The organism is Bacteroides sp. OF03-11BH, from assembly GCF_003604005.1.
GTDB classification, from domain to species: Bacteria; Bacteroidota; Bacteroidia; order Bacteroidales; family Bacteroidaceae; genus Bacteroides; species Bacteroides ovatus.
The window spans coordinates 1-20,497 of sequence record NZ_QTMW01000069.1; the positions used below are offsets into that span (position 1 = coordinate 1).

The window sequence follows — 20,497 nt, forward strand, 5'->3', positions numbered from 1 at the left end:
AACCAAACCTCAAAGTGTAAAAGGTGCATTTCTTCGAATGCTTACGACTAAGAATTCGAATGAGTTAAATAGCACGGCCTAATTTTTTTTGCAAAGATAAATATAAAATAATTATTGATATTGTAAATGCATGTAATTTTGTTTACGTCTTATAAATAACTATGTTCTAAGAATAGATGTATATAGACGCTCTATCTGTTTGGCATTGTTCTCAATAGAGTATAATGACGAAACATAATTATATGCTCGTTCGGTGATTTCAGTGTATTGTTGTATCTGTTTTTGTTCTATATCTGTTAAATGGGTGGTTAATTGCTGTTCGTTGGTAAAACGAAGAGCAATTTCTTTATTGTATTTTCTTTGACCATTGTCAAATTGTTCTTTTGTTCCGGCAGTATCTTTTCCAATAACTAAGCATTTGTTAAACATAGCTTCTGCTGTAATTAGACCAAATGCTTCAAAAGGTGATGGGACGATTAAAGCTGTTGCGCGATTCATTAGATCATATATTTGATTGGTGGGTAGTATTCCTTTAAGCATAATATTATTTTGTATATTGTATTTTTCTATTAGTCTATCAATTTTTTGTTTTGTCTTTGAAGAATAGTTCCCAGCAAGTATTAATTTGAAGGTACCTCCTCTTAGTAGATAGTCTTTATAGCTATTTAGTAGTGAAAAGATGCCTTTTTCTTTCACGATGCGTCCTACAAATAGAAAATACTCTTCTTTAGGAAGTTCTTTAGGTTTATAACTTTGCCTCAAAACGCCGTCGTAAATAATAGTCGAGTTTTCCTCCTTTAGTTGGTAGAAATTATATATACCTTTTGTTATTGCTATATTGAAATTGCCGGATTTGTGTAGTTGTTTCTTTAAATATGGAAGTGAGTAAGCGTGTGAATGTTCGAAATCTAAAGATTGATACTCTCTTAGGTGCCATATGTGTGGAATCTTTAGTGATTGAGCTGCAGCAGCCCCAAACTGATATGCAGAAGAATTGGTATGAATAATATCAATCTTATATTGTTTGGATAATTCTATGATTTGTTTGGCAAAGAATTTCTTTTTATTTTTTAATTTAAAGGCATATATGGGACGAGTAATATGATTCCATAAATTTTTCTTTGAGGGGTACCAGAAGAAGTCGTAATTGAGAATACTATATGGTATATTTTCGGATCTCAATTTATCAATGGTTGATTGGCTAGCTAATTTTCCTAATGTGACATAAGGATTTATTTTGCTTTTAAGTTCTTTAATTAAAGTGATTAATGCTTGGTCAGAGCCTCCTTCACCTACTGCTATGTATAAGACGTTAATCATTTTGATGGAACTTTATTGAATTTGGTTTATGACTTCTTTTGTTATGTGTATGGTATCGTTTTAAGATGAACTATCTAATAATATTTTTTGGTAAGAGTACTACAAGTATTAAGACATATAATTCTATACCATATAAATTTGAAAAGGATTTTATTTCGCCACTTGCTATTTTTATAGGTCTTACGATAGAGCTTCATTTCTCTAAATGCGCGTTTAAAGGGTGCCGATCCTTTAATGATATTTTTTATGCGTTTATATTCCTTCTTTTCTTGTATCGACTTTATATTTGATGGATTGAGCTCTCTGCTTTTTTTGTAGAATTCAATCTTTGATTGTGTGTCATTGGTGTCATAAGCTAAAACAGGAAACGTATTGATGGTTTTCTTGTATATTCTTGCATATTCATCAGCCATTTCTTTTACAGACTTCATTTCTTTTAAATAATGCCTGATGTTTTCTTTTTTCTTTTGATATTCTCCAGCGATGTCTGATTTGACTGTTAAAATGAACTTAAAAATATCTTTTGCGGTACTGTGTATGGGAAAAATCCATCCTGCATCAATTGCTTTTACCCGTTCAGCTATAGCTCCTAAATCGAATGTGATTACAGGAATTTCAGCAGTAAGGCTTTCTGATAAAGTATAGGAATATGTTTCTGGCCACATGGACATTAAACATACTAGTTTAATGTCGTTCTCAAGTAGTAGATTAGGTAGGTCTTTCTGTAAATATTCACCATGATAGATATAATTTTGTTTGTTGGTGTTATATTTTTTATTTTCTGCCATTCCAAAGAGATGGATTGTTATCTCGGATTTTCTAGCTTCAGCTATTAACCCTTTTAAATATCTTAAACCTTTTTCTTCTGAAATCCCACCAATAAAAGCAATATTAAACTTTTCTTTTTTGTTTTTCTTTATGTTAGAATAATTCGAATCTTTATTTACTTGATTGTAGCCATGTCCTATTACATCAATTGTTAGGCTTTTATATATATCTAAAACAATATTCTTAGTATTGGAAGAGGGGACGATTATTTTCTTTGCTAATTTAAGATTCGAATAAAATTCTTTTCTCCATAACGGTATGAAATTAATATTCTGCTTAAACTTTTTTGATATGCATGAACTACATCCGCTTTGGTTGTTATAACTACAAAGAAAAGTTTCCTCGTCGAAGAGTTTTACCGAAGGACATATTGAATAAAAATCATGCATTGTATATATAAAGGGAACGTTCTTCTCTTGTGCCACTTTGAAAATATCCAAATACATGTTTCTTAAGTGATGGATATGGATTAAATCTATTCTTAGGGCCGTTATCAATCTCTCAATATCTTTCTTGAAAACATCATTATAAAGATTTAAAGCTGTATATTGAGAATACATGCCTAGAGAAACAGTAATTTCGTCAGATGAAAAATAAGAGGTTAGATAGTATCTGAAATCATCCACAGAATAATAGATTACATGAAAATTAAATTCCTTTCGCATGTTTCTAATTAAATCATGTACATGCAATGTTGTTCCGCCAATGTTCCTTTCGTTGATCGCTTTGAACTCATGTATTACAATCAGTACATTCTTTTTAGAATACATATCTGTGTTATAACGCACATTCAGTTGTATCTCTGAGATCGGATTTTGTTGAACAAAAGCTTCAGTGTTTGCAAAGCATACCGGGTACCTCTCTTTTAATATTTGTAGATGAGAGTTTATCAAATTGGTCTTTTCTTGAGTGAAAGATTGGGTTCCTTTATGATAAATATATGTGTTATCACATAATAAATGTCTATATCCAGCTTGTAAACATCTATATGAGAAATCATTTTCTTCCCCATATCCTTTTCCAAAAGTTTCTTCGTCGAATAGACCTAGATCGTCTATTGCCTCTCTTTTAATATACATACAGAATCCGTGCGCAGTAGGAATCTCAGGAAATAAATTCATGCTGCATTTTTCGACAATGTCAGCATATTCTTCTACACTTAAACCTGGAGGAATGGTGTTTTCTGCCAAAAAAACAGGTACAGATGCTAAAGTCGCGTTATTGGATAGGGGAGTAACAGTAGCTACTGCAGGTTTACTATATGCGCAATTTTGTATTTTGGAAAGCCAATTTCTGGTTACTTCAGTGTCACTATTTAATAAGACTACATCATGGTGTGAATATTGCATGCCAATATTCACAGTTCGGACAAATCCTTGATTATCTTTGTTGTCTATTAATATGATATTTAGCGATTGATTTTCTTTTATAAAAGAATTCAATAAGGGCAATATTCTTTCGTCTGTGCTTTTATCATTGACTAACAATAATGTGTGCTGGGTAAGATCTGTATGCTCAATTACTGTTTCAATGCACTTTTTGACAAAATCAAAAGCATTATAAATGGGTATTATAATATCGATATCCATAGTGCGTAAAAATTGTTAGATACAAAGGTATGAAGAAAAATAGAAGTGGCAAGGGAACTTACGTTTTATCTTGGAATAAAGACAGTTTTTAAAGTAATTGTTTGGGGCTAGTGTTATTTTTCGTATGTTTGTATAATTAAAATTTGAAATAAAGAAAGTTGTTTATTATTTAATATTAAAATGAAATCTGAAGAAGCTCCAATCATCTCGGTTGTTATAGCATGTTATAATCAGGGAATTTATCTTTCGGATGCTTTGAATTCATTGGAAAAGCAGACTTTTCAGAATTGGGAGGGGATCATCGTAAATGATGGGTCTACTGATGGTACAGAAGAAATAGCTTTGGAATATGTGAAGAAGGATGAGAGGTTCAAATATGTCTTTCAGGAAAATGGGGGTGTTTCTAAAGCAAGAAATATAGGAGCTGCACAAGCGTTAGGTACTTATATTTTACCTTTAGATGCGGACGATAAATTGGAGGAGACTTATATAGAAAAGGCCTTGTCGCATTTTACTCATCATCCGGAAACATTGTTGGTGTATTGTCAATGGGGCTTTTTTGGGGAAGCGACTAATCACAGTCAAGTATCTTATAAAGGTTATGCAAAGTTATTAGTCAACAACGAGATTTTTTGTTCATCAGTTTTTAGAAAGAGCGATATGCTCCGGATTGGTGGTTTTGATGAAGATATGCATTTGGGATTAGAGGATTGGGAATTTTATATACGATTGTTGGATGAGCAAAGTATTGTATATCAAATACAAGAACCTTTGTTTTTTTATCGAATTAAGGCGGTCTCTAAAAATGTAACCGCTGCTCAGAATATCGCGGAAGTTGAGAACTATATTTATCAGAAACATATAAGACGTTATTCGTTGTATTATGGAAGTGCAATTCTTTCTTTACGTCGATTGTTTCTTTGTGAGAAAGAGCTGGAAGATTGCAAAGCGCGAATTGCTCGGCACAAAAATAAGTGGTATCGCCGTTTGTTTTATAAATACATAAAGGGTAACCTGAAAAAGAAGTAGAATGAAACAGATTTCTATTATTACGATCAATTATAATAATGCTTCTGGATTGGAAAAAACAATTCGAAGTGTTGTGGAACAGATATATAATGAATATGAGTATATAATTATAGATGGTGCAAGTTCAGATAAAAGTAAAGAAGTTATTCAAGAATATCAACGGTATATAGATTTCTGGTGTTCTGAAAAGGATTCTGGAATTTATAATGCGATGAATAAAGGGATACAGAAGGCTTCTGGTGAGTATCTGTTATTCTTGAATTCTGGTGATGTGTTGAACAATTCTGCCGTGTTAGCTGATATTCATGGCTTCTTATCTGGGGAAGATATTGTTTATGGGGATTTAGTTTTTGTGAGGGGGGATGGAGAAGAAACAGTTTTTATCTATCCTGATATCTTGACAGTGGATTATTTTTTGGAGCGCTCGTTGGGACACCCTGCGACATTTATTAAAAGAGAGTTATTTCACAATTGTCTTTATACGGAAAGTTTAAAGATCGTTTCGGATTGGGAATTCTTTGTGAAGAAGATTATTCTGGAAGGATGTTCTTATCGACATGTAAAACGAACGATTAGTAATTTTGATACAAGTGGCGTTAGTTCTCTTTCAGCAAAAGAATGCAATAGAGAAAGGGAGTTGGTATTGAAACAATTGTTCTCACCTATTTTACGTGAATATTTTCAAGAAGCAGAGCAATTAAAAAAGCTTCCTTTATTAGATGTTTTTTTACGTTTAAGTAGGACTCGCCGACTTCAGTATCGTATTAAACCGTTGCTTTTGTTCATACTGAAAACTGATGATTTTTTTTCTGGTAGAAAGTAAGGCTATCCTGAAGTATATACAGTTCCTTTGAATACTTCTACCAGTCTTGTTTGTTATGTATGTTTAAAAATTGTAACCTTGTATCGTTTTTTTGTATGTCTCTTCTGTTTCTACAACGGTTTTTTCCCAAGAGTATAATTCTAATCGTTTAATGCCTTTTTGAATTAATTCATTGGATTTTTGAGGATTGTATATTACTGCTTCTATAGTATTGGCTATGTCTTTTACAGAATAAGGGTCGAAATATATGGCTGCATCTCCTGCTATTTCAGGAAAACAACTAGTGTTGCTTATTGCAATAGGGCAATGACAGGCGTAAGCCTCTAAGATAGGTATACCAAATCCTTCATATAAAGATGGGAAAACAAATAAGGAGGCACGGGTGTATAGTTCGCTCAGTTCTTTATCAGATGCATTAATTTGTAGTGTTTTATTTTTAATATGTAGTTTTGATAGCAGATCTTCTTCATCTTGACTGAACTTATTTCCTGTGCAAATAAGGTATAGCTTACTGTCTTTTTGGGCTAATAAGGAAAAGGCTTCTATAAAACGATTGAAGTTTTTGTATGAGTATCTGCTGCCAACAAAAAGGATATATTTTTCAGGTAGTTGCATGGTGATTTTATTTTCAAATCGTTGCATGCTTGTTCCATGATAGATAACATCTATCTTTTGTTGGTCAATGTGTAATAGTTCTACTAGATCTTTTTTGGTATTTTTGCTAATAGCAATAATACGACTTGCTTTTGATAAGATTTCTTTTTTTTGTTGGATAATTTGTTCGGTTTCTTCTTTTGAGAAGTAATCAGGCAATCTTTCATATATCATATCATGTACTGTTATGACAAAAGGATTATTACCTATATATTTTAAGAAATAAGGTTCATAATAAGTAGCATGTAAAAGATAAGGAGATGATGTTTTAAGTTTATTCTTTGTGTACTTGAAATTTTTGTGAAGTAATTTGTCCTTATACCGTTTAAATAGGCATTGTGGAAGTGGTATTCTATGTCGTGCTATTGTTGAATTTTTTAAATAGTAATTTTCGCTGTATCGTATACTGATATCAAAAGGTTGTTGCAATCTTGAGATAATTTCACAGAAATAGCGTGATATGCCTCCAATTGTTTGAAGATCAAATATTTGAGAGTCGTATAATATATATGGTTTTTTCATTTTGTATGATTGATGATTTCGCTTTTTAACAAATTATGAAACTCATATTCGAATTGTTGTATATTCCATTTTTGTTTTGAATAGCTTATGTTTTTTATTATTAATTCTTGGGTTTGGGTAGGAGATAATGCTCTGCTCCATTGCATAGCCTTGTCTATTGCTTTTATGGATAAATTTGGTAGTAAGTAGCCATATTCTTCAATTTTATCAAAAGCTGCACATGGTGACACGATAGGAATAACCCCCATTTGCATTAGTGTAATAACAGAACCTGGGCATCCTTCACTTCCAGAAGGAAATATATTAAATGATGCTTTATAGGCTATATTCATAAATTCTTCAGAATATGTATGTAAGAAGCCATACCAAATTATATTGGTATATTTTTTAGTTCTAGGTTGAAAATAGTCTTTGAAATCTGGATCGATGGGACCTACTATATGTAATTTCAATTGAGTGTTTTGCATGAAATATTCTATGACAATGTCTAATCCTTTTAAAATACTACCATCAGAGCCAAACCATATGAATTCAGTGTTAGATGTTGTTTCTAATTTCTTCTCAAGATTGCACAGGCCTGTAAAATTGCTAGATTGATTAATTATTTTAATTTTTTGTTGTAGTTTTTGTGGATAAGTTTTGATTGTGAATGAACTCCCTATTTGAAATATAGTATCTGCGATTTCACAACTATTGTGTGGCTTGACTAATCGAGAATATTGTAAATGAGTATTGTGGGTTTTATTAAATAAGTCTGTTTGAGTGATTACACTAGCTATTTGGTGTTCCCAATATGCTCCTGTCGCGTAATATATTTTAAGAGCCTTGGGATTTTTTTTGCACATTGTTATGAAGTTAGGTTCAAGGCCAAAAATAATATCATACTTTCTGTTATCACATTCTTTGGAGTCATTAAATAGGGCTACTTTCACATTATATCCTAATCTATGAAAAATTTCACTTATAATAAGAGCTTCTCTTTTATTTTGGTGAGACAGCATATAATGTAAATCTTTCTTTTTGTAATATACTTCAGGTATATATGAAATATAAGCCCACTTTCTATTTAATAAAGAATATAATATATGATGATTTTTATTTTTTGTAAATAATTCAAATGCCATATGGATATTATATAATTCAATTTCTAGCTAAAGTAGATATAAAAAATGAAAGTTTAATAATGAACTTTTTACTTTAGTCTTATTTAACGCAATAATTTGTAGGATACTTTTGCATGAAGATTGAACTGATAAACGATGATTAGTTCGTAAGTCTTCTGTGGCTTCCATTTGGTATTTTTGAAGGTTTGCTAATCTTCTAATAAAAACTAAGGCAGAACTCTAGGTGATAATATTTAAGGTGGTCTAATAGGATTTTCCCCAAACAAATAAGTATAATAAAACAAAGAATAATAGCAGGAGGAAATTATTTTTAATTTATATTATAAGCTTTGTCATTAAGGAGAGATGCTTATATTTATTAGATTTTTAAACTTTAAATATTATTATTGTGAATAAAAATTATCGATTATTGGTCATTCTTGTTTTTCTGGCATATACTTCAGATATGGACGAAGTTTGATTACCAGATAAAATAGAGACCAGTAAAGTCACAATTGGGCAGGCGTCAGATGGAGAATATGGTTTACTAGGGTTTAGTTACGGTCAATAGTTTATTGAATTTTAATTAACACTTATGCTGTAATTGCTACCAATTTAACCCTTTCCCATAGTCTTTTGTTTATCTTCTCGTTAGGTTGAATTTCTAACACAGAAATAAATCGTTTTATGAGAAAAATTGTGGTATAATACCTTTACTGACACCATTGATAGGATTCCAAGGCTTTCACTTAAATATTGGGGCTTATGGGAACTATTAATGAATTATTTCTATGCGGAAAGTTGCTAACTTTTCGAGAACGGGAGACAATACGTTATTTATTTCATTAAGAATGAGCCCCGACTAAGTGCAGTCGGGGCTTTTATGTTTACAAACATTTATTTTAACTCGTGTTTTATGATAATATTTTTTATCTTGTACGATTATTAACTCTAAAATTAATATTATGAAAAAGATTTATTGGTTGTTTGGTTTTATATTAGCCATTTGTTATTCTTGCTCGGAACTTGAAGACTTCTTAATCGATTCAACTTCAGTGGTTTCATGGACTACAATGACTAGAGCTGCTGGTGATGAAAAGTTTGATGTAGTAGGGTATGGTTACGATGTGACGAATGAGTATTTACATCCTTTATCAGTCAAAGGTCCTGTCTTGAATGTAGAGAAGTATAAGCAAGACCATTCTGGAAGATTGGAGTCTGGTACTGCTTCTTATGGACATGACCGAATGTATTATGGCTATTCATCAGCTGATTATGTGAAGAATATTACGACAGAAACAAAGGCAACATATACAATGAGTTATGGCAATGAAAAAGATACAGTATTCTTCTCAAATACAATAACTAATAATGCTTATTTGAAAACAGAATATTCTTATTCAAGTAAGTATTCATTTGCTAGTTTGGATTTAGTTAGAAATCTAAAACATATTTATTTTAATGATGAAATCAGTCGCTTATCTCAATATTTATCAGATAGTTTCAAGGAAGACTTAGAGCGACTTTCTCCCAATCGGATCGTAGAAAGATATGGTACGCATGTTCTAACGGATATCATAATTGGTGGACGTTATAAATTAATTTTTCGTTCCGTTATCACTAAAGCAAGAGATGCTTCAACAAAAAGGAGAACTGTGAGTTCGGGATTTAAATCAACTTTAGATGGAATCGGAGTAAGTTATAATTTGGAACATATAGATACTGTGGATGAGAGTTTAGTAAAAGATAATCAACATAAAGAATTATATGTTATGTTTTATGGTGGTAGTGGTACAAATTTGAAATATGATTTAGAAAAGGGTATGCCAACAAGTGTTGATGTACAGAGTTGGGAAAAATCATTATCTTTAGCTAATTCCTGTTTGACTGAGATTAATTGGAAGGAAACTTATCCAATTTATGAGTTTATATCTGACCCTGTAAAGAAGCAGGTAATAAAAGCAGCTGTGATTAAGCATATAGAGAAATCGAAAATAGATATGTTAGAGTTGTTACCATTGCATATATATGTATATGACAATCCCAATGAGGTAAATCAAAAGCGCATGGATCATTATACTACCACACAAGTTGATATAGAGAAAAAATATTCAGGTTGGAAATATGGTGGTGTTGAAGGGTATGTCGTTAAAAAAAAATATGATGGAACAGTTCCTCTTTATGAGTATTATAGTGATAACAGTTTTGATCATTACACCACAACCATTTCAACTATAAACCAAGATTTTCCAGGATGGAAATTATTGCCAGAATCTATATCTGGATATATATATAAAGATATAGGAGATAATTTGATACCTTTATATGAATACTATAATGATGATTTAATTAATCATTATACATCAACAGATCCGACCGTTAGTCAAATCTATGATGGCTGGCATTTTCTTCCTAAATCTATATCTGGATATGTCTATCCTGCAAATTAAAGTTTCACTAATTTGAGAATTCGGGGAATGCTTTAAATAGTTACTCGGTAATTTTTATAAGCTGTTACACCCTAAGGGGTTCTTGTATATTAAATGTGATGGGGAAATTTGGTTGGACCATTTTTTTAAAATATTAGAGGAGGGAAGGGGATTTAAGGGAGTGTGGAAACGCTTTTTGGTAACTCGATTGTTGAAGAAGGCTGATTTAATTTCGATAGAGACTGTTACGGGGTATGAAAAAATGCAAACACGGAAATATTGTGGGGTTAGTTTAAAGAATAAATCGGCTTTGCTAAGTAATGGCTTTGATGAAGATTTGCTTCACTCATTTTCTATAAAGGAACGAAAGTGTGTGGAGAAGGAAAATTTAATAATCTCTGTAGGAAGGCTCGGAACATATGAAAAAAATACGGAAATGATTCTAGATGCAGCAGAGAAAGTGAATTTTGATGATTGGAAATTGGTCTTGATTGGTCCTGTTGAGCCTAATCTGAAAGAGCTGGTTGAAGAGTTCTATGTTAATAATCCTCATTTAAAGAATTCTGTGATATTTACAGGTCCAATTTATGATAAAAAGGAACTTTGGGAGTGGTACAATAGATCGAAAGTTTTTTTATTGACCTCACGAGAAGAATCGTTTGCTCTAGTCTTGATGGAAGCCTATCGGTTTAATAATTATATTGTATCTACAGATGTTGGCTGGGCGAGAACAGCAATTGATCAATCTATGGGTGAAATAATACCCCAAGATGATTCTAGTGCATTGAGGAGAAGTTTACAAAGAATTATAAATGGAAGTGTTACGATCTTAAATGACCATTATCATAAAATAGATGTTTCTTATGAGACTGCTGTGAGAAATGTGCTTAAATAATTATTGTTGCATGAATATTTTTTTCATATATTGATTTTGCATTTTAGGTCAGGATATTTCCGAGTAAATGAGAATTGTATTATTAGCAAAGCTGTTGGCGCAATATTGCTAATATATATTAAAGCAGACGAATTGAAGTGAACTAAAAGCTGGAGAAACAATTTTAGGAGTTGCTTCAATTTGTGTATTTCTTTCCCCATTTTAAATATTATGTTATAAAACTTACAATTTTTTAATTCCATTCATATTTATTTTGATGTTTTAAATCTAACCTTCGTGTTGAAAGTGCGTTTTCGTATTAATCATTTAAACATGGCTTAATTATTCTTTAAGTTGTAATGATGCTATCGTTAGGGCGTTAATTAAAGGCGACGTAACCTTTAGGTCTATGCGGGGGTATCATCATATGATATTTCACATGTAGGCAGCAGGGAAAGTTAGAACGGTTTTCCTAAATGGGGAACTTTTAGAAAAAAACAAATGAAAGTTGTGGTAAAAAAGAATAACAGTTCTAAAAGCGCTATTTTTTAAATATTTTACTCGTGTTTGTTGGACGTGAGAAATAAATGTTTATATTTGTTGTATTGTTAAACATTAAAGACTATTATTATGATGAAAATTTATCTATCATTACTCATTGTTCTTCTTTTTCAGGCATGTACCTCGGATATGGAGGAGATTTTACAAGTAGGTGAAATAGAAACAAGTAAGGTTACAACTAGACAGGCGTCAGATGGAGAATATGACTTGCTAGGATTTAGCTACGATATTACTGGCGATTATTTACATGTAGATAATGCAAAAAAACTGGTCGTAGATATCAAATCTTTTATTGGAGATCCCAATAATAAAGATTGATTTTATAATCCTGCAACAATAATTGCGAATGAAGACTTTTATGCTGGAGCGAATGTAGAGGAGTTTTTACAAGAAATAAAGGATAAGAAGGTGACTGGAGGATCGGGAGGATTAAAAATAGGGCCATTATCATTATCTGGTAGTGCTAAGGTGACAAAAGAAAAAAATGAGCGATATTCATATTCTAATAAATACTCATTTGCACGTGTAGATATTATAAAAAGGATAAAGAGACTTTATTTGGATGTTGTGGATGCAAATGACCTAATTCCTTATTTGTCAACTGCATTTATCAATAATTTAAATAAGATGACACCCGAACAGTTTGTTGAAGAATATGGTACTCATGTATTACTTGATATATCTATTGGTGGAAGGTTACAATTTAATTATAGGTCTGTAATAACTGAAACTGATAATAATATTGAAAAGAAAAAAATAGTAGAAGCAGGAGCCAAAACGAGTATAGGAATCTTTGGTGCTAGTGGAAATGGATCACATGAAACAACGGAAGTTAAAAATCTTAATAAAAAAAATTCAAATTGGGATGTTGAAATCAGTTATCATGGGGGTACTAATAGTGGACTTAATTATTCGTTAACTTCAACTGAAGGTTTAACGAGTATACAATTTAACAAGACACAATGGGAAGAATCTGTAAGTGATAAAAATGCAGCATTAGTAGATATTAATTGGAATAAAACATTTCCTATATATGAATTTATATCAGATGTCGCAAAGAAGCAGCAAATAAAAAAAGCGGTTGAAAACTACTTGGAAGGTAAAAAACTTCAGACAATGAATCTTATTCCAATGTATACACTATATGACATGAATGTATATGACTGCCTTTATACAACAAATCTAAAAGAATATATTAGCTATCCAACTAATAATGTAGCTAAAAACGGAGCTTGCTTTTATGTACATAAGACTCAAGAAGCTAATACAATTCCAATTTATAGAGTTTATGACTCGAATGGACACAATCATATATATTTGGCTAGAGGAGGAGAAGCTGAACTTAATCAATATTTATCATGGACTCAGTATGAAGGAATTGAAGGATATGTATATAGCCCTTATCAAACACCTCCTGCTGGTACAATTCCTATTTACGCTTTTTATGCTGAAGAAAGTATAAACTGTATATTGGTAATGAATGAAAAAGAAGTGCCATCTTATTCAGAGTGGTGCACATATAATGGCGTTGCATTCTATGCATATCCGCAATAGGTAAAAGAAAGGGCTCGATTTCGAGCCCTTTCTTTGTATAAATAAAATAGAGGTTTACAAAATTGGCAATAAACCTGCTTCTTATTAGATGTCATAATTAGGGATATTCTTAAAATAAGAAATATAAGGCAACTACTTCATTGTGAATTAAGGACATTTACAGAATATTCCTAAAAAATATAGCAGATGGCTTGATTGCCGAATGAAATTTGAGTCCATGTGGAGTTGGTAAACAACTATGCTCTTGTAACATACATATCTAGTTGTATGACAATATGAACGAAATCTTGTTTGTGATAGCTGATGACTTGTATTTTGCAGAACATAAACTGATTGATCTGGCAATGGACTTCTATCAGCACGGTGGAAAGAAACTCTCATATTGGATTTGGAAATTCTTTTCTGTTTATATATAAATGTTCAATGTTGAATAATCGCTACTATTTCTTTTTTGCATATATTATTCCAATTCTGATAAGAAATAGCTGCATCATATAAATATCCAAATCGCTCATTTTCCTTCTGTTGTCATTTCTGGAGGTAAAAGCGCATAAAAAAGCTTCCATATCCTTCAAATGGCCATTAAGTCTGATTGAAAAACAGCTTCTATCCATGTTCTTTGCGATCACTTCCATATACAAATCACGTGGTTGGGTCTTCTTGCCAATTTTAAAGTCAAAATCATAACTGTCGTGTTTTTCCTGTTTATCTTCCATGTCGATGACAGACCAGAAGTAGTCGTTACCGGCATTAAACAAATCCAAAGGAAACCATCTTTTTTGAAAGTTCTCATCTAAGGAAGCGATTGGTGTTTTTTTTAGTAAATATCTGTTTAGTCTATAGTATTTGCTAAATGTATTAAGCTGTTTTTCATCTAGTGTTTTAGTAAAATCCAGTATAATATCGGAATGGATGGATTGAGTGAAATTATAGGAGACAATATGGCCTTTTTCTGTTTTAACAGTTAATAACAAAGATAAGTCATCACTGGATAAAGCATATGGTATCTTGATAAAAGACAAGCTGTTTCCGGTATTTCCGTTTTTTTCTGCAACATAGTAAAAACTGATAGGATATTCTGTAAAATTAACGAACTCACGTCGGATGGTACAGAATGGGGGAGTAAGCAAATGAATGTCGGACAATTTCAGTCTCTGCGTGGAGGGGGTGTTTAATCCGAACATGATACCGTTGGCTATGGGATTTGTTTCCTTTCTTGATCCTTTGACGATTTGAGAGTGCATCGTTGACTGTAAAACTCTTACATCCCCATTCCATTGAGGAACGAAAGGTTTCAGGAATTCTCCGTAAGTAAGTTTGTGCACAGATTTATTGTTAAGTCGTTTCATTATAAAGAGTGCCAATCCTCCTAATATTAAAGAAATGATCGTACTCGTTAAATCAATCTGAGTATAATTTGTCAATAAGAAAAGCAAAGTCAGTATAATAGTAGAGTCCACTAACCATATTATGGGTATAGACGCCTCGGCGTTTCTTAAAATAGCTCGTTGATATAACAGTGTCGTAAAACTTTGCCACTGCATACAGAATTTTTCGTTGCCTGTCGTTTTATAAAAATAATCTTCATAAGCGAATGGAGACCATTTAAAAGGCGGATAAGGTACTATCAGGATATCAGCAAGTTCAAGATACTTGTCTTGTCCCGGATATAATCTCGCTTCTTCCAGCGGCATGACAAAAGAAAAGTCGACGTAACATCCTAAGCCAATCTCTCCTTCATCGGATACAATGGCAAAGTCATGGAACGATACAGATGTTTTTTTGCAGATTTCTTCCGGAATTCCTAACTCTTCCTTAATGCCGCGAAGTACGCAATGATAAGGACTATAATATTGGTCGTGTTCAACCAAATCTGTCCGGGAAAAGGATTCATTGACAGGGACGTGCAAAGTGGATCTGTTGTCGCTCTCTATATTTCCGCTTCTTGCTGCTACCAACATTTTTTTAGCTCCGCTGGCATCTCTGCCTCCGATAATTATATCAATCCCGAAAGAAGAAAACAAGAAGGCTAGCGATTCTACCAACAAAAGTTTTATGTTATCATTTGCTTTGTTGGTCCTGCATATAATTTCTTGAAAGATTCTCTTGAATCTGCGGTCCTTGAATATTTTTTTGAAAACTTTAAATGTAAAATGATCCGTTTCGTATATATCTAATAAAAGTTCGCCTTTTTCCAGTTTATAACCTCTAATTCCCACTTTATCACCAATAAAGCGGATAGAACCATCTTTTGTGATATCTGACTGGACTTGTATAATGGCATTATAAACGTTTTCCAGAGAATATATACCCTTTAATATATCACATATAAATTCTTTGTGCCCATTTTCATTTTCTATATAGAAAAATTGACTTCGGTCATATCCTTTTTCTCTGATTTTTTCTGTCAGGCTATCATAATAGGCAACAATCTCGTTCTTTATGATTCTTTCAATTATAGATTTATCTGTTATCACCTGGCGGGTTTCGTATGATTCGTCAGTAGTGGCAAAATGAATTTTCATCATTCTGGGATTAGCAGGTATGTCTTTTACTTCCTTTAATGTGGTGGACAATATACCGACTAATCCTTTGGGGATAATTAGTGAAGCTTGTTCATATTTAAGATAGGGAAATTCTTTTATCCGTTTGAACGGTATCCGTTGTAGTATATGCCTGTAATTGGCGCAGCATTCGGTGATTACTATCCCTCCGACTGCTATCATTGCATACCACTTGTATTGGCCATCGGTTATAAAGAAAATAATTATTGTTATAATAAACAAGGTAATGTCAAATATGGCTCTTATCTTATATCGTGCCAGATCGACTTGTGACACCAACATCCAATTCAAAACTTTTAATATTACAATTTTTCTGATCCTTACAATTCTTTTGTAGATATTGAACAATGGAATGATTACTGGTATCGCGATAGATAAGAGAAAGAGAAGTTTGTTTGAAGAAATATTTGTGAAGATATCACTCCAGTCCAGATTATGAACATAGTTCACTGCCGCTTGAATCAGATTGTTTTCCATAATATTGATTTTGGTAGGTGTTTGTTCAAAGGTCAGAAATTCACAGGTCCTACAATTCTTGCAGGATTTCCAGCTACTAGAGTATATGCCGGCACGTCTTTGGTAACAACGGCACCAGCGGCAACCATGCACCATTCTCCTAAAGTTACCCCACACAAAATTGTCGCGTTGGCTCCGATAGAAGCGCCATATTTAACCACAGTCTCGCTGACGTCCCAATCTTCGGATGATTTTAATGTTCCGTCAGGATTTATGGAACGTGGATATTTGTCATTTGTGAAAGATACCGATGGTCCGACAAAGACTCCGTCCTCCAGTGTCACGCCATGAGGAATCATAACATTATCTTGTATTTTGACTCTGTTCCCGATTATTACGTTTGAATCAATAAATATATTACGATGAATTTTGCATTCGTCTCCAATTATAGCATTGGGAGCGATGACTGTAAATTCTTCAATAATAGTTCCTTTTCCTATTTGTGCGTTTGGGGCTATCTTTGCCGTTGTGTCAATCATGCTTTTCATTTTGGTATTCAGTCTTACAAATATAAGAATATGAAAGGACAAATACAAGTTATTGTTTTACTTTTCGTTATTTCCTGTCAAGTTATTTAAGGTCATGTGTTTTTTTGAGCGTGATGATTATCTTTTTCGTCAGTTGAAAAATATCTTAGCGAATTGCTGGAGTGTTTCATATTGTATCAGGTGAAACATTATAATATCTGTGATAAATAATTTTGAGGCCTTTTGGATAATGTTATATGGTAGATATTGGCTTGAGGCATCTTTTGTTGAGAACGTGCCCATTTGCTGTTTGTAAACAGCAGATGATTGTCTTTGTATCTCAATAATACTAAGGTATAGGAATGTATGGAAACTCTTTTTGCAAAACAAGACCGTTAGTTGTCGTTGACACCGACGGAGATAATAAGGGCATTGATGCGTCGAATCAATTGGGATGTTCAGTTGGTGGCTATTAGGGGACCTCGAGGGGCGGGAAAAACTACTTTAATGTTGCAGTATATGAAACTGCATTATGAAATTTATAGTAGGGATGTGCATTATTGTGCACTAGATTCTGTTTATTTCTCTAATCAGAGTGAAATTGCCGAATGAAACCTGCAGTTTTTCTTAAAAGTGCTAGTTTTATTCGGCAATTTACTCTATATTTGTCTGTATAACCCTAAAACAAGAAATGAATGGATACGCTTTATAGGTCATATCGAATGTTGCTTAGTAACATATCCACTGATTTTATCCGTTATCTCCATGATGAGATAGAATGGGATAGTAAGCTTATTGCAATTTTAGGTCCACGTGGTGTTGGCAAAACAACCATGCTCTTACAACATATCAAGTTGTATGATAATATTGACGAGACGTTGTTTGTGACAGCTGATGATTTGTATTTTGCGGAACATAAACTGATTGATCTGGCGATGGACTTCTATCAGCATGGAGGAAAAAAACTCTATATTGACGAGATACATAAGTATGCTGGTTGGGCCCGGGAGATAAAGAATATATACGATCTGATTCCCAGACTACAAGTTGTATATACCGGTTCCTCCATACTGGATCTGGAAGTCGGAGAGGCTGATTTGAGTCGCAGAAAGTTGGAATATCGTATGATGGGGTTGTCTTTCCGCGAATACCTCGCTATTTCGTATGGCTATCATTTATCAGTTTATTCTTTAGAAGATATACTGAAGCATAAAGTAGATTTTCCTTATTCCGAGGCACGTCCTATTTTGTTGTTTAAGGAGTATCTGCAACATGGTTATTATCCTTTCTTTCAGGAAAAGGGATATTTGCTTCGTTTACAAAGTATCATTAAACAGACTTTGGAAAATGATATACCGACTTTTGCGAATATGAATATAGCAACAGCATTGAAATTGAAAAGGCTGTTGTATATCATAGCGAGAAGTGTTCCTTTTAAACCTAATTTTACCAAGTTGGCGACTTTGCTTGATATGAATAGAAATACGGTTTCTGATTTGATGTGTTATCTGGAAAAGGCTGGAATAATTAATCAGCTTCGGGCAGAGACGGAAGGTGTCAGACTTTTAGGCAAAGTGGACAAGGTGTATCTGAATAATACGAATTTGGCTTATGCGCTTTCTGACAATACACCGGATATTGGTAACGTGCGCGAAACGTTTTTCTTTTCTACTTTGCGAGTTGTATGTCCGGTAACCACATCAGACGTTTCTGATTTTACGGTGGGTGGTTATACCTTTGAAGTAGGTGGAAAGAATAAATCGCAGAAGCAGGTGCATGATGTGGAGAATGCGTATGTTGTGAAAGATGATATTGAGTACGGAATGCGTAATGTAATTCCTCTTTGGGCATTTGGTTTTTTATATTGAGATAATATGTATATTTGTACGATGTGAACTTAAACAGATTGAAATATGAGTGGCAAGATTTACCCTATCGGTATACAGAATTTTGAAAAAATTCGTAAAGGTGGCTATTTTTATATAGATAAAACAGCATTGGTTTATCAATTGGTGAAAACCGGAAGCTACTATTTTTTGAGTCGGCCGCGCCGTTTTGGCAAAAGTCTGCTTATTTCTACGCTTGAAGCCTACTTTCAAGGAAAGCGTGAACTCTTTGAAGGACTGGCTATGGAGAAGCTGGAAAAAGATTGGGTAAAATATCCTGTATTACATCTTGATCTTAATACGGAAAAATACGATACTCCAGAAAGTTTGGAGAATAAACTGAATGGGGCGTTGGTGGAATGGGAGAAGATATATGGCGAAGAGCCCTCCGAGAAATCTTTAGCGATGCGTTTTGAGGGGATTATTAAGCGTGCCTGTCAGCAAGAGGGGCAAAGTGTGGTGATCCTAGTGGATGAGTATGATAAGCCGATGTTACAGGCTATTGGTGATGATGTTTTGCAAAAAAGTTTCCGCAATACATTGAAGGCCTTCTACGGTGCATTGAAAAGTCAGGACGGCTGTATTAAGTTTGCTTTGTTGACGGGAGTTACCAAGTTCGGTAAAGTCAGTGTATTCAGTGATTTGAATAACCTGAATGACATTTCAATGTGGAATAAGTATATAGACATTTGTGGTGTGAGCGAACAGGAACTATACGATAATCTGGATGCCGAACTTCATGAATTTGCCAATGTTCAGGGGGTTACGTATGAAGAGATATGTGCCCGGTTGAAAGAAATGTATGATGGTTATCATTTCACGCACAATTCCAAAGGAATGTATAATCCCTTCAGTCTGCTTTTAGCTTTTGATAGGAATGAGTTTAAAAGCTACTGGTTTGAAACAGGTACTCCCACTTATTTAGTGGAATTGCTGAAGAAACACCATTACGACCTTCATCGGATGGCCCATGAAGAAACCGATGAACAGGTACTGAACAGTATAGATTCTGAATCTACCAATCCTATTCCGGTGATTTATCAGAGTGGATACCTCACTATTAAGGGGTATGATGAAGAATTTGGTATTTACCGTTTAGGTTTTCCTAATCGTGAAGTGGAGGAAGGATTTATCCGTTTTCTGCTTCCTTATTATGCGAACGTCAATAAAGTGGAATCTCCCTTTGAAATCCAAAAATTTGTTCGTGAGGTACGTGCTGGTGATTACGAATCTTTTTTCCGTCGTCTGCAAAGTTTCTTTTCTGATATTCCATACGAGCTTGCCCGCGAATTGGAATTACATTATCAGAATGTACTTTATATTGTATGTAAACTGGTCGGTTTTTATGTAAAAGCGGAATATCATACGAGTGAAGGCCGTGTGGATATGGTATTGCAGACTGACAAGTTCATCTACATCATGGAATTTAAACTGAATGGTACAGCGGAAGAAGCTCTGCAACAGATAAATGACAAGCATTATTCCCGACCATTTGAAACGGATTCACGAAAACTCTTCAAGATTGGTGTGAATTTCAGTGCTGAAACGAGAAATATAGAAAAGTGGTTGGTAGGGAATTAATGTTTTATTGTTATACAATCATTCTTTTTGCATGATAGCTAAGAATCGTTATCTTTGGTATAAAGAATAATTGTTTTATCGTTATGAATCAGAATCCTTTTATTACTTCTGGGTATGTGGCTTAAGCGGAAACTTTTGCCTGCGATGGATATAAGGTTCTTCGTCAAATTTGGTGGTACTTCTTCTATTGTGAATAA

The 20,497-nt window shown here is 33.4% G+C and carries 16 protein-coding genes; 10 read left to right on the forward strand and 6 right to left on the reverse strand.

The genetic code is table 11. From position 1 onward, the window contains the following. Positions 1 to 159: 159 nt before the first annotated feature. Both DXA54_RS26130 and DXA54_RS26135 read right to left on the reverse strand, forming a co-directional pair. A complete protein-coding gene (locus tag DXA54_RS26130; protein ID WP_008649134.1) occupies positions 160 to 1,320 on the reverse strand; it encodes a glycosyltransferase family 4 protein in 1,161 nt (386 codons plus the stop codon). A 74-nt stretch (positions 1,321 to 1,394) separates the two neighbouring features. Then, on the reverse strand, positions 1,395 to 3,737 hold the full coding sequence (locus DXA54_RS26135) for a glycosyltransferase (RefSeq protein ID WP_120081042.1): 2,343 nt from the start codon (positions 3,735 to 3,737) through the stop codon (positions 1,395 to 1,397). A gap of 180 nt (positions 3,738 to 3,917) precedes the next feature. Here DXA54_RS26135 and DXA54_RS26140 point away from each other — a divergent pair, with 180 nt between their 5' ends. Next, a complete protein-coding gene (locus DXA54_RS26140) occupies positions 3,918 to 4,766 on the forward strand; it encodes a glycosyltransferase family 2 protein (RefSeq protein ID WP_008649137.1) in 849 nt (282 codons plus the stop codon). Between the two features lies 1 nt (position 4,767). After that, positions 4,768 to 5,589 carry a glycosyltransferase family 2 protein gene (locus DXA54_RS26145; RefSeq protein WP_008649138.1) on the forward strand — a complete coding sequence of 274 codons (822 nt, stop codon included), beginning with the start codon at positions 4,768 to 4,770 and terminating at the stop codon, positions 5,587 to 5,589. A gap of 63 nt (positions 5,590 to 5,652) precedes the next feature. On the opposite strand, the gene DXA54_RS26150 is transcribed toward DXA54_RS26145, so the two are convergent. Then, the gene (locus DXA54_RS26150; protein ID WP_008649139.1) at positions 5,653 to 6,765 is read right to left on the reverse strand and encodes a glycosyltransferase family 4 protein; all 1,113 of its coding nucleotides are present in this window, start codon (positions 6,763 to 6,765) and stop codon (positions 5,653 to 5,655) included. Continuing rightward, positions 6,762 to 7,889 carry a glycosyltransferase gene (locus tag DXA54_RS26155; protein ID WP_120081044.1) on the reverse strand — a complete coding sequence of 376 codons (1,128 nt, stop codon included), beginning with the start codon at positions 7,887 to 7,889 and terminating at the stop codon, positions 6,762 to 6,764. Before DXA54_RS26155 ends, DXA54_RS26150 begins: the two co-directional genes overlap by 4 nt. Before the next feature lie 944 nt (positions 7,890 to 8,833). On the opposite strand from DXA54_RS26155, the gene DXA54_RS26160 reads away from it, so the two are divergent. The 5 genes from DXA54_RS26160 to DXA54_RS26185 all read left to right on the forward strand — a co-directional run bounded on the left by DXA54_RS26160 (position 8,834) and on the right by DXA54_RS26185 (position 13,702). Beyond that, entirely contained in the window at positions 8,834 to 10,318 is a 1,485-nt protein-coding gene (locus DXA54_RS26160) for an MAC/perforin domain-containing protein (RefSeq protein ID WP_032852690.1), read from the forward strand. A 187-nt stretch (positions 10,319 to 10,505) separates the two neighbouring features. Next, a complete protein-coding gene (locus DXA54_RS26165) occupies positions 10,506 to 11,192 on the forward strand; it encodes a glycosyltransferase family 4 protein (RefSeq protein ID WP_157453730.1) in 687 nt (228 codons plus the stop codon). A gap of 609 nt (positions 11,193 to 11,801) precedes the next feature. After that, on the forward strand, positions 11,802 to 12,050 hold the full coding sequence (locus DXA54_RS26175; protein ID WP_008649143.1) for a hypothetical protein: 249 nt from the start codon (positions 11,802 to 11,804) through the stop codon (positions 12,048 to 12,050). A gap of 90 nt (positions 12,051 to 12,140) precedes the next feature. Beyond that, positions 12,141 to 13,286 (forward strand): MAC/perforin domain-containing protein, encoded by a 1,146-nt coding sequence (locus tag DXA54_RS26180; protein WP_008649144.1) that lies wholly within the window; start codon positions 12,141 to 12,143, stop codon positions 13,284 to 13,286. A 275-nt stretch (positions 13,287 to 13,561) separates the two neighbouring features. Beyond that, entirely contained in the window at positions 13,562 to 13,702 is a 141-nt protein-coding gene (locus DXA54_RS26185) for a hypothetical protein (protein WP_232284347.1), read from the forward strand. A gap of 24 nt (positions 13,703 to 13,726) precedes the next feature. Here DXA54_RS26185 and DXA54_RS26190 read toward each other — a convergent pair whose 3' ends face one another. Together DXA54_RS26190 and DXA54_RS26195 are read right to left on the reverse strand one after the other, a co-directional pair. After that, positions 13,727 to 16,132, reverse strand: a complete 2,406-nt coding sequence (locus DXA54_RS26190) for a hypothetical protein (RefSeq protein WP_243647685.1) — start codon at positions 16,130 to 16,132, stop codon at positions 13,727 to 13,729. A gap of 227 nt (positions 16,133 to 16,359) precedes the next feature. Then, the gene (locus DXA54_RS26195) at positions 16,360 to 16,845 is read right to left on the reverse strand and encodes an acyltransferase (protein ID WP_032852695.1); all 486 of its coding nucleotides are present in this window, start codon (positions 16,843 to 16,845) and stop codon (positions 16,360 to 16,362) included. 423 nt (positions 16,846 to 17,268) lie between these two features. Between DXA54_RS26195 and DXA54_RS28765 the strand changes: the two genes are divergently transcribed. The 3 genes from DXA54_RS28765 (at position 17,269) to DXA54_RS26210 (ending at position 20,300) form a co-directional block, all read left to right on the forward strand. Beyond that, the gene (locus DXA54_RS28765) at positions 17,269 to 17,445 is read left to right on the forward strand and encodes an AAA family ATPase (RefSeq protein WP_008649147.1); all 177 of its coding nucleotides are present in this window, start codon (positions 17,269 to 17,271) and stop codon (positions 17,443 to 17,445) included. A gap of 83 nt (positions 17,446 to 17,528) precedes the next feature. Then, complete coding sequence (locus DXA54_RS26205; RefSeq protein WP_008649148.1) at positions 17,529 to 18,701, forward strand: ATP-binding protein; 1,173 nt, start codon at positions 17,529 to 17,531, stop codon at positions 18,699 to 18,701. Between the two features lie 45 nt (positions 18,702 to 18,746). After that, complete coding sequence (locus DXA54_RS26210) at positions 18,747 to 20,300, forward strand: ATP-binding protein (RefSeq protein WP_008649149.1); 1,554 nt, start codon at positions 18,747 to 18,749, stop codon at positions 20,298 to 20,300. Positions 20,301 to 20,497: the final 197 nt, after the last annotated feature.

Bases quoted from the DNA above. Each gene is read 5' to 3' on its own strand.
- DXA54_RS26130 (WP_008649134.1), bottom strand. From the start codon at position 1,320: ATGATTAACGTCTTATACATAGCAGTAGGTGAAGGAGGCTCTGACCAA.
- DXA54_RS26135 (WP_120081042.1), bottom strand. From the start codon at position 3,737: ATGGATATCGATATTATAATACCCATTTATAATGCTTTTGATTTTGTC.
- DXA54_RS26140 (WP_008649137.1), top strand. From the start codon at position 3,918: ATGAAATCTGAAGAAGCTCCAATCATCTCGGTTGTTATAGCATGTTAT.
- DXA54_RS26145 (WP_008649138.1), top strand. From the start codon at position 4,768: ATGAAACAGATTTCTATTATTACGATCAATTATAATAATGCTTCTGGA.
- DXA54_RS26150 (WP_008649139.1), bottom strand. From the start codon at position 6,765: ATGAAAAAACCATATATATTATACGACTCTCAAATATTTGATCTTCAA.
- DXA54_RS26155 (WP_120081044.1), bottom strand. From the start codon at position 7,889: ATGGCATTTGAATTATTTACAAAAAATAAAAATCATCATATATTATAT.
- DXA54_RS26160 (WP_032852690.1), top strand. From the start codon at position 8,834: ATGAAAAAGATTTATTGGTTGTTTGGTTTTATATTAGCCATTTGTTAT.
- DXA54_RS26175 (WP_008649143.1), top strand. From the start codon at position 11,802: ATGATGAAAATTTATCTATCATTACTCATTGTTCTTCTTTTTCAGGCA.
- DXA54_RS26185 (WP_232284347.1), top strand. From the start codon at position 13,562: ATGAACGAAATCTTGTTTGTGATAGCTGATGACTTGTATTTTGCAGAA.
- DXA54_RS26190 (WP_243647685.1), bottom strand. From the start codon at position 16,132: ATGTTGGTGTCACAAGTCGATCTGGCACGATATAAGATAAGAGCCATA.
- DXA54_RS26195 (WP_032852695.1), bottom strand. From the start codon at position 16,845: ATGATTGACACAACGGCAAAGATAGCCCCAAACGCACAAATAGGAAAA.
- DXA54_RS28765 (WP_008649147.1), top strand. From the start codon at position 17,269: ATGCGTCGAATCAATTGGGATGTTCAGTTGGTGGCTATTAGGGGACCT.
- DXA54_RS26205 (WP_008649148.1), top strand. From the start codon at position 17,529: ATGGATACGCTTTATAGGTCATATCGAATGTTGCTTAGTAACATATCC.
- DXA54_RS26210 (WP_008649149.1), top strand. From the start codon at position 18,747: ATGAGTGGCAAGATTTACCCTATCGGTATACAGAATTTTGAAAAAATT.